The organism is Thiomonas sp. TH-17 (genome assembly GCF_057473305.1).
The window spans coordinates 1-9,093 of record NZ_JBYCKI010000266.1 but is presented as its reverse complement, the minus strand read 5'-3'; the positions used below and the strand labels follow the sequence as shown (position 1 = coordinate 9,093).

Annotated in this window: 10 protein-coding genes and 1 pseudogene; 2 read left to right on the top strand and 9 right to left on the bottom strand. The window is 61.0% G+C overall.

Translation table 11 applies throughout. From position 1 onward, the window contains the following. Positions 1-450: 450 nt before the first annotated feature. The 4 genes from AC2VLV_RS15330 to AC2VLV_RS15315 form a co-directional block, all read right to left on the bottom strand. Entirely contained in the window at positions 451-1,065 is a 615-nt protein-coding gene (locus tag AC2VLV_RS15330; RefSeq protein WP_486990806.1) for a hypothetical protein, read from the bottom strand. 186 nt (positions 1,066-1,251) lie between these two features. Continuing rightward, positions 1,252-1,407 carry a transposase gene (locus tag AC2VLV_RS15325; protein WP_486990807.1) on the bottom strand — a complete coding sequence of 52 codons (156 nt, stop codon included), beginning with the start codon at positions 1,405-1,407 and terminating at the stop codon, positions 1,252-1,254. Further along, the gene (locus AC2VLV_RS15320) at positions 1,356-1,832 is read right to left on the bottom strand and encodes a hypothetical protein (RefSeq protein WP_486990808.1); all 477 of its coding nucleotides are present in this window, start codon (positions 1,830-1,832) and stop codon (positions 1,356-1,358) included. Before AC2VLV_RS15320 ends, AC2VLV_RS15325 begins: the two co-directional genes overlap by 52 nt. Before the next feature lie 585 nt (positions 1,833-2,417). Then, complete coding sequence (locus tag AC2VLV_RS15315; protein ID WP_486990805.1) at positions 2,418-3,311, bottom strand: SDR family oxidoreductase; 894 nt, start codon at positions 3,309-3,311, stop codon at positions 2,418-2,420. 86 nt (positions 3,312-3,397) lie between these two features. Between AC2VLV_RS15315 and AC2VLV_RS15310 the strand changes: the two genes are divergently transcribed. Further along, positions 3,398-3,964: a TetR/AcrR family transcriptional regulator gene (locus AC2VLV_RS15310; RefSeq protein ID WP_486990804.1), complete on the top strand. Its 567-nt coding sequence runs from the start codon at positions 3,398-3,400 to the stop codon at positions 3,962-3,964. 386 nt (positions 3,965-4,350) lie between these two features. Here AC2VLV_RS15310 and AC2VLV_RS15305 read toward each other — a convergent pair whose 3' ends face one another. Next, a complete protein-coding gene (locus AC2VLV_RS15305; protein ID WP_486990803.1) occupies positions 4,351-4,740 on the bottom strand; it encodes a hypothetical protein in 390 nt (129 codons plus the stop codon). A gap of 39 nt (positions 4,741-4,779) precedes the next feature. Next, complete coding sequence (locus AC2VLV_RS15300) at positions 4,780-5,655, bottom strand: SDR family oxidoreductase (RefSeq protein WP_486990802.1); 876 nt, start codon at positions 5,653-5,655, stop codon at positions 4,780-4,782. 155 nt (positions 5,656-5,810) lie between these two features. On the opposite strand from AC2VLV_RS15300, the gene AC2VLV_RS15295 reads away from it, so the two are divergent. Beyond that, entirely contained in the window at positions 5,811-6,710 is a 900-nt protein-coding gene (locus AC2VLV_RS15295) for a LysR family transcriptional regulator (RefSeq protein ID WP_486990801.1), read from the top strand. Positions 6,711-7,090: 380 nt separating this feature from the next. Here the strand turns inward: AC2VLV_RS15295 and AC2VLV_RS15290 are convergent, their stop codons facing one another. From AC2VLV_RS15290 to AC2VLV_RS15280, 3 genes and pseudogenes are all read right to left on the bottom strand, one after another. Continuing rightward, positions 7,091-7,801 (bottom strand): Dph6-related ATP pyrophosphatase, encoded by a 711-nt coding sequence (locus AC2VLV_RS15290; RefSeq protein ID WP_486990800.1) that lies wholly within the window; start codon positions 7,799-7,801, stop codon positions 7,091-7,093. A 4-nt stretch (positions 7,802-7,805) separates the two neighbouring features. Next, positions 7,806-8,453, bottom strand: a complete 648-nt coding sequence (locus AC2VLV_RS15285) for a DsbA family protein (RefSeq protein ID WP_486990799.1) — start codon at positions 8,451-8,453, stop codon at positions 7,806-7,808. A gap of 398 nt (positions 8,454-8,851) precedes the next feature. Beyond that, a pseudogene (locus AC2VLV_RS15280) lies at positions 8,852-9,093 on the bottom strand (DNA-binding protein); the annotation flags it as partial.

Sequence of the window (9,093 nt, the reverse complement as noted above, 5' to 3'; positions counted from 1 at the left end):
GCCCGGGAATTTCATGATGTGAACGAACCCTCTGAAAAATTCAAATCTGGAGAGATCGGTTGCGAGTGCGTGTGGAGTATTTCAGCAGCCTGTTAAGGGTAGATGAGTCTTTGGCAAGTTCTCTCTTGTCCTGCCATCCGACTATCTTGGCTCGGTACGAAACATACGGTAATGAATCCGTTAGGGATGCATATAGCGTGATCGGGTGCTCAGGAGTGGGCATGCTTTCGGCGAGCAACTTGATACGCTCACTTGCGTAGGGCTGTAAGTAGCAGACCTTTCCCGGTTCAGACTGTTGAGTCTTTTCAATCTCGGCCAAAGTGGCTTCGAACACACCATTGATGAAGAGTGCAGTGGACATAGCTTGTGAAATCTAACGTAGAAGTCACCGGCGCTGCGCGGCTTTATCGCGCAGCGTCCGTATGGACCTCCGGGGTATGCATTTTTGGCTCATGCATTGCGCAGTGGCGGAAAGTCTGCATACAACTCAGAGAACCCGCTTGGCGAATGTACCTCACGCAACAAGTACCCCTTGGGTTCAATGAAGCTGTGGATCGACTTTTTGGGCTTCTCGTGCCAACTGATATTAAACGCACAGATGGTGTGAAAGAATTGAAGCTCACTATAAGGGAGATGGTCGTGAATCCAGTACGCGAGAGCCCGCCAGTCGGCCCCTTTCTCGTAACGGTCGGTGAACCAAGGAAGCGCAACACATGAAGTAGCGCCTTTCAGTCCATCCGCGTCAAGACGATCCCAGATATGCCCGGCGTAGTTGGCCTCGTTTTTAGCGCAACCATAGCTGTGCTCGTTGCAAAAAGCGTTTATTTCGCACGAGCGATATGAGGAGCGAAGAGCCAGGCGGCCGAACGTTGCGTTCAACGGTTCAAGAAGTTCCTCGCAGAGCCTACGGCCAACTTCGATAGCCAAGTCGGGGTCGTCAGGGATGTTTTGCCGTCCGTGAAAGTTGGCTGTTTCGCTATATAGGAACTCACGCATATAGAAGGAGCGAGAGAGCCGAACCATTCCCAGTTTTTCCAAGGCATCTACAGATTGTGGCCGACGCATAGCTGTTCCTTGAATGCCTAACGAGGCTGTGCAAAAACCCAAAGTCCAGCCGCAGGCAGGCGCATGGGTTCAGTTTTCTGGATCGCCATGGGATGGGGCCCTCCTGATGTCGTTCTCGGTTGATTGACCCGTCTGATCAAGCCTCTGCGCTCATTCTGACACCGAACAAGACTCCTATCCCACCCACTATTTTTTCAGGTGGCACCCGGCCAGCTTCTCGATGTTGTGCACCAGGCAGTACAGCCGCCACTGCACGCCGACCTTCTTGCTCCCGCGCAGCGTGAATCGGTTCAACCGCTTGTTGTGCCGGAGGTTTCCAAACACCGGCTCGACCGTGCCGATGCGCTGGCTGTGGCGCCTTCTCTTCTTCCCTCGGGACTGTCGATGCGCTGCTTCATGGCGTCGAGCACCGCGTTCGCACTGGCCTGTTGCTTCTTGAAGATCGCCACCTGTCGCACCGCCGTGCGCTGCGGATGGCGCAGGCATCGCTGTCTTTGCTCACAGTGCCCGCAGCCGCTTTTGCTGCCGGTGTACTTGTGGCAGCTTCGCCCGTTGATCGTGCAGCCGCGGCCGTTGCTGTAGAGCTTCTGGCCCGCCGGGCAGATGAAGTGACTAGCGTCTTCGGTCACGCGGAAGTCCTCGGGCCGGTACAGTCGGATCGTCCCCTCTTTGCTCTGTCCCTGCCCCGTGGGTTTCTTTCGGTACAGCGGATCGAGCTTGGCCTTGTGTTTGCCCTGGCCTGCCAAGCGCTCATCGCGCTGTCGCATCTGGTTGTCTGCGATCAGTGCCTCGATGCCTTGCGCAGCTAGCGCCTGCAGGTTCTCGCTGCTGTGGTAGCCGGCATCGGCACTGTCGAAGAAATAGATCTGAGTCCGTCAAAGTACAAGGAGTGGCCGCGGTAGCCCCCGAACGCTTCTCCATTCGTACTCACTTGCTGGGCGATACTGAGATTCCCCTTCCACCGGTGGCGAGCGGCTGGTTCGGGTCTAGAGCGTGAGTTCGCCGGGATAGGAACCGGACGCTCACCAGCCCGGCGCCGCGGACGTCAACAACGTGCAGCATTGCTGACGTTGCCACAAGCAGCCTCAATGCCAGCACTGCCGAACAACGGCTGGTGACAGCACCTTGGCCTTTGCGGTAATAGGCCGGGCCAAGCCCGACTTCCGCATTGCAGCGGCAGCGGCCCCTGGCCAAGACATACCCAGTGACGGCAATGGCCGAGGCGCCGACGTTGGCCCAACGGTTGGAGATCGGCCGAAATGGTCCACTGCCGCTGCTCGGCCGAGGAATCTGTCTCGACCCAAAAGCGCCATTGGGTTCTACTCATGCGCCCTGAACTGCCGCCAAGTGCATCACAATCCCGGGTAATGTCCAGCCGCAATATCCACCAGTAACGCGGGGTGAGTGGGTTCCCAATCCAGTAGTTCCCGGGTGATCGCACTCGACGCCGGCGCATCGGCACCAAAGAACATGCCGAGCCAGTCAAAGTGTGGCTTGGCCGCGTCCATGGGAATGCTCCCGACCGGAAGACCATGGAATCGACCAATCGCCTCGGCGATGTCCCGTGTTGGGATTCCCTCCTCGGCCACCGCATGGAGCACGGTGCCTGCCAGTGCCTTGTCCACGGCCAGTTGCACCAGCTTGGCGGCGTCCAATCGGTGCACGGCCGGCCAGCGGTTCAACCCCTCGCCTAGATATCCCGAGATCCCGCGCTCCCGCGCAATGCGCGACAGCACCGCGACAAACCCGTGGTCTCCCCCTGCGCCATGTACGGTCGGTGCAAACCGCACCACCATGCCGCGTACGCCACGATCAGCTAACCCGAGGGTATAGGCCGCGTTGGCCATACGTGGATGCACCGCCGGATCGGGCCTGTCCCGCTCCGTTCCCACCCGTCCCGGAGGCAACCCCAGTGTGCCCGACGCAACGAGCAAGGGGCCACCCGTGCCGGCGAGCACATCAGCAAAGGTTTCGATCGCGGCCCGGTCCGTGCGAGCCGCAACATCCATCTTTGAAAAGTCGTGGACATAGCCCAGATGGACGACACCCTCCACCTCTGCGGCGATGGCGCGAAGACCTTCAAGATCCTCTAGCGTGCCACGCACGACCTCGGCACCAAGAGCGGCAACCTTTGCGGCGGCTTCATCGGAGCGTGCCAAGCCAAGTACATGATGGCCTGCGGCCAAGAGTTCGGAGACGCTGGCCGAGCCAATCCAACCCGACGCGCCAGTAACCAGAATTCGCATGACAGTCCTTTCAGGGAGTGATGACAGTAAATGACATCAGTGTAGGTCTATGATGTCACACTGTGTCAACACTTTGAGAAACCCTGATGGGACGCTGGGAACCCGATGCCGTGGGGCGACTGCGCGCTGCCGCACTGGATCTTTTTGTCGAGCGCGGCTATGAGCAGACGACGGTGGCGGAAATTGCCGATCGCGCCGGCCTGACCGCACGGACGTTCTTCCGATACTTTCCCGATAAGCGGGAAGTGTTGTTCCAGGGCGCCGAGCGGTTGCAGCAAACCATGGTCGAGGCCCTTCTGGCTGCACCGTCGCGGGCGACGTCCATGGAGGCGGCGGCCGCGGCGATTCGCGCTGCGGGACAGTACTTTGGGGATATCCGGGACTTCGCCCGCCGTCGTCGCGACGTCATCGCGGCAAACGGGGAGTTACGTGAGCGCGAGTTGATCAAGCTGGCCGCGCTGGCAGACGCGCTTGCCGACGCGTTGGGTCGGCGCGGTGCGGCGGCAGTCGACGCACGTCTTGCCGCTGAGACGGGCATGGTGGTCTTTCGCATGACCTTTGAACAGTGGGTCGCGATCGGTGAGCGCCGCGGATTCGTCACGATTGCGCATGACATGCTGCGGCGCCTTGGCGATCTGGCAACACATGCATAAAACGCCCAAGTAAGCGGAGGTGTTGGCGCCGAGGCAAGATTGAGCCAGTTCAGGGCAATGTGCCGACCGGAGCATGTGCCATCGGAATCGGCCGGGTGTCCGAACCGGACTTTGCAAAATTGGCATCAAAGGCGGTTCAACGCGAAGTCGGTAGGGCGGCTCGCTTTGCACTCGGCAGCAACAAGTCAAGGGCGCTCGGAGTCGCCTATTCGGCCGCTGATGAGCTCGGCGACTGGCGCCTTGAGCATTGCGGCCGATCGACTCAGGGACGGCCCAACCGCCTGACTCGGGGTGCCGCAGTTCCGTATCGTTCGAGCAGGCACAGAAGGCTCAGGCCGGTGTCCACCGCAGCCCAACACCGGTTTTCTTCCCGCGATTCCGTCGACCTAGAGCCAACGGGCCGCGGCGTCGCCGGTATCCGGCGGCGAGGTATTGAAGGCGATGGAGGCATTGGGCGCGGCCTTGTGCACGGCATTGATCAATCGCTCGAACAGCAGCAAGCTTGCCGGCGGCAGGCGGATGCCACCTCCGATCACCACGCAGTCGTACAAAGTGCGCGCAAGCTGGAGCTCGAGCGCTTGCGTCGCGGATTCGTCGGGATGGACTAGGCAGAGATCGGCATGCCACCCCCGATCTGTCATCTGCTGCATGCCGACGGCAATGCCGGCGTGGATCTTGGCGGCGTCGAACCCGCGCGGCAATGCAGGATCCGAAAAATCGACCGTCTCCGGCACTTGGCCGACGAACAGGACCTTCTTGGTTTTCGATTGGTTCATCATGAACTCCTGTTTTTCATTCGTGGATGCGAATTCGCATTACGCCTGCCAACTCTGCGCAGTCTCGGCTGCAAAGTCGCGGTAGCTGCGCGGCGGTCGGCCCAGTAACGTCGTCAGACGGTCGAGATCCTCCGGGGTCGCCACCGCGCCATCACGCTGGTAGCGACCCATCATGGCCCGCATGTCGTACGCGATCCAGGCTGGCGCACGCGACTTCATGTTCGCCTCGAAGGCATCGAGGTCGTTGCCGGCATAGCGCACGTCGCGCCCGAGCACCTCAGACCAGAGCGCGGCCAGGGAGGTGCCGGTGAGTGCGTCGGGACCCGAGAGTTCATAGACCACGCGCGGCAGCGCAGTGTCCGCATCGTCGCGCCTCAGGATTTCCAGCACGGCGGCATCGGCAATGTCTCGCACGTCGACCATCGAGACGCCGAGATCGCCCACCGGAGAGACATAGAGCCCGGCTTTCCGCAGCGCATCCTTCTGCAGCACGTCGTTCTGGAAAAAGTAGGACGGGCGAAGGATCGTTGCCGGAAGATTCATCTCCTCGATCATGCGCTCCGCGGCATGTTTCGCCGTGAAATGCGACACATCGGTGTACTGGGCGGCGCGGGTCACCGATAGGTAGACGATGCCCTGGACGCCGGCCTCGTGCGCCAGCCCGAGGGTATTGATGGCCTGCGTGAGTTCATCCGGTGCATTGCTGACCAGCAGGAAGAGGGTCTTCACGCCGACTAGCGCTGCTCGCATCGCATCGGCGTCCAGCAGGTCGCCCTTGAGGGCAAGCACGCCAGGAGGAAAACTGGACTTGCCCGGAGAACGGCTGAGGGCCCGGATGACGCGACCGCTACGGGCAAGTTGGTCGACGACTTGAGCGCCGATTCGCCCGGTGCTGCCGGTGACGAGAATGGTCATGGTGTGCTCCTAAGTGATCGCGCCAAGGGCGGCGCGCTGGTTGATGGCGCCTGACTCACAATCCCGTACGGGGCGCCTGGACGAACCATAGATCGTTCCGCATTCGGCGCATAGCCACTAAAATTCATACATATCATCTCGAAAATGGAACATCGATGAACTTGGCCGCCCTGTCGAACTTCAACCTCGTTGCCACACATGGAGGGTTCGGAAAAGCCAGCCGCGCAACTGGCCAGGCCAAGGCGACACTGTCTCGCCGGGTTCGCGAACTCGAAGAAGACCTGGGCGTCCGGTTGATCGAGCGAGGTACGCGCACGCTGCGGCTGACCGACGAGGGTGCCCTGCTCCATGCGCGCACACAAAGCCAGATCGGAGAACTTGCCGAAGCCCTTCAGGACGTGAAGTCGGGACTGGAGCACCCGAGCGGCCGACTGCGCGTCAGTGCCCCGATTCTGTTCGCGCACGTCACGCTCGGGCCTCTGGCGGCCGCTTTCGCCGCGGCGTTTCCGGACGTCATCCTGGAGGTGACCGCCGAGGACAAGTTCGTCGACCTGGTCTCGGACGACGTAGACGTCGTCATCCGAGCGAATCCAAAGCCTGACACCGAGTTGGTCGGCCGATGCTTTTTGCGAAATCGAATGGTGCTGGTCGCGCCGACCGGCATGCTCCCGCCTCCTCGCGACAACCACGCACACGCCCGGATCGTGATCCCGGCGGTGACACGCACGGGCAGCACCGAGCATGAAATCTGGACGGTCACGGACCCAGTCGACGGCCATGAGCGGGTGTTTCTCCCGAAGGCCGTGCTCAAGCTCTCTTCTCCCCTGTCGATCCGCGATGCGATTCGAGCCGGCGCCGGCGTGGGCTTCGTGCCGCAGACGATTGCGGCCGACGAGATCGCCGCTGGCCGCCTCGTCAGTTGGGGCTTTTCCATCGAGCCGCCCATCGAGGCCTGGGCCTTGCACGCGTCACGTCGCCTCGTCAGCCCGAAGGTCTCGGCGTTCGTGAATTTCGTCTGCGAATACTTTCAGGTCAGCGCAGGACGAGAGGCGTAGTGCGGAGCGATTCGCCGGCGGGAGAGTTCGCGGGTCGACCGAGCAGGCGGTTGCCTATCCGAAGGGAGGGAAGGAGCCGCTCGCGCGACCTTGGTGCGGTGACTGAAACGTTGCGCGCAGTGGTCGCCGACGCCGGCTGTGGCCAACGCCCGCTCTGGCCGACGCGCCGTCGCCCGACCAAGGACTGGTCGTCGGCCTGAGCGGACTCTCGCCGGATTCCACCTAGTGGCCGGTCCCGACCCTAAGGCGACATTGGCGAACGTCCGCTTCCTGGCAAACTGATCACCGACGCCAGCGCTCAGCCGCTGCCGGAACCGTCGCCAACCGGTGGCGAAAGCCCAGGCGCGCCAGTGAGTCCAGGAGTCCGTTGTAGCGCTACGTCAGGTGGTGCGCTCCGAAAGTTTGCTCTCGTGGATTTCCATGTAAGCCAATGAATCTGTCTTGCGTTCTGAATAAGAGAGGATTTCGACGGCTCGCGTGAATTGCGGCCCGTCGGTAGCCAACGTGTGGTATTCGCCCTCTTCGCCGCAGAGATCAAGGCCGGTCTGCTGACGAATTACGCGGAGTTCCGCAATTGCCTGCTCATCCAACTCCCGACCGATCCAACCTCCTTCCAACCAGTGCGTGTCGACGCACGAAAAACGCACCTTCAATTTCCTGTCGAGCATCTGTTGGAGCAGACCCAGTCGGTCACGCCCCCACAAAGGCCGATGCACGTGCATTCCAATGCGATGCCCCCGCTCGCAAATCCAATTCGGGTTGCCGTTAACCTCTGCGATGTCCCCGGTGATGACCGCGGTGACGTTCATTTCGTCGCGCAACCAGCGAAGCTGCGTTTCGTATGATTCGTCGAATGGCTCGCGAACAGTCAAAATACAGTGCGGTAGCGCGAGCGCCTCGGCCTGAAGTGCAATAAACGGCAGGGGGTGTGCCAGAAACCCCGCGTCTGGCGGCGCAAAAGTGGCTAGACAGCAAACGTGGTAGCCGTTCTCTGTGGCCTCGGACAACGCCAGCGAAGAATCCTTCCCGCCCGTCCAGAGCATCGCACTGCGTTGTGCATAGGATTGCTGACTGACTGATGTTGCTGGCATGGGGTCAGCGGCTTGCTGCAGCCGGGCGACTTAGCAAGCGTTCGTACCGATCACCGTCGATGGTGCCACCTTTGAGCGCCCAAACGACAGCGTCCACTCTATCGGCGCCCCAGAACAGCTCGCCTCGCAGTCGAAACGTGGGCACACCGAAAATTCCAGCATCGATCGCCTCTTGAGTAACGCTACGCAGGCGTTGTTTGACCTCCGACGTCGCTGATGCGGCGCGTATCGCATGAGCATCGAAACCGCTCTCTGTCAGCACCGTTGAAAGACTGTCGGGGTCGGCGACGTCGATGCCTTCGGACCACACCGCCGCCAGCAATCGACGGGTCAATGCAAGTCGTTGCTCCTCACCTTCGACGGCGAGAACCGCACGTAGGGCGGCTAACGGATTAAACGGGTGATAGGGCGGCCCGCGAAATGGCAGGTTTAATCGTTGAGCCTGGCGCATCACGTCCCGGAACACGTACGCGCGTTTGGCGGGTACTTCGGCTGGCCCTTTCGTGCCGTGCGCATTGAGCAACGCCGCCAGCAATATGGGGCGACACGTGATACACCCGCCAGCCACGGTCACCCTGGCGATCTGCTCCACAGCCAACCACGCGTAGGGGCTGACCGGATCGAAATAAAACTCGACAGTCGTAGATGTCATGGCGATTCGGCGAGACATTCACGCTCGCGGACGTAGAAAAGTGACCCTTGAATGATCGCATGATCGTGCACCGTCGCAAAGCGACGTAGCTGATCGGCGAGGGTGTTGCGTATCCAGGTCAACACTTGCCTATACCGGGTCGCCGGTAGCAGCGCCGCCCGGAGTGTGTGATGCGCGATTGGTAACGGCTTTCAACGTCCGCTATCTGGCAACCTGATAGAGGCCGCGACTGGCTCCTGTTGGCCGAGACCTGCCCTTGATTCGTTAGACCCGGAGGACCGCTTTGGCCGAGCAGCGGTCAGTGACCGCAACGCAAGGGGACTGTACGCCCATCCTTATGTGGTTAGTTGGCGTGTGTGCCCGGTACAGCGACGTTCCCGCAGATAGGTCGACGTGTGTCATCCCACGAAGCCCGAAGCGATTGACTCCAGATAGCGCACGGCATCGTCGGCCCGGCCCGCACTCACCAACTGCAACAAGGTCTTGTGCTCGAAGGAGGGGATCGGCTCATTCTTGACAAGAAAGATGGCCCGCGTGCTGTCCGGCTGGACTTCCATGGCCGCCACTAAAACGCGCATCAAATCACGCAATGCTGCTTGCAGCCTCGGCGACTCCGGGTGCGTGCGCAGGGTGTTCCGGT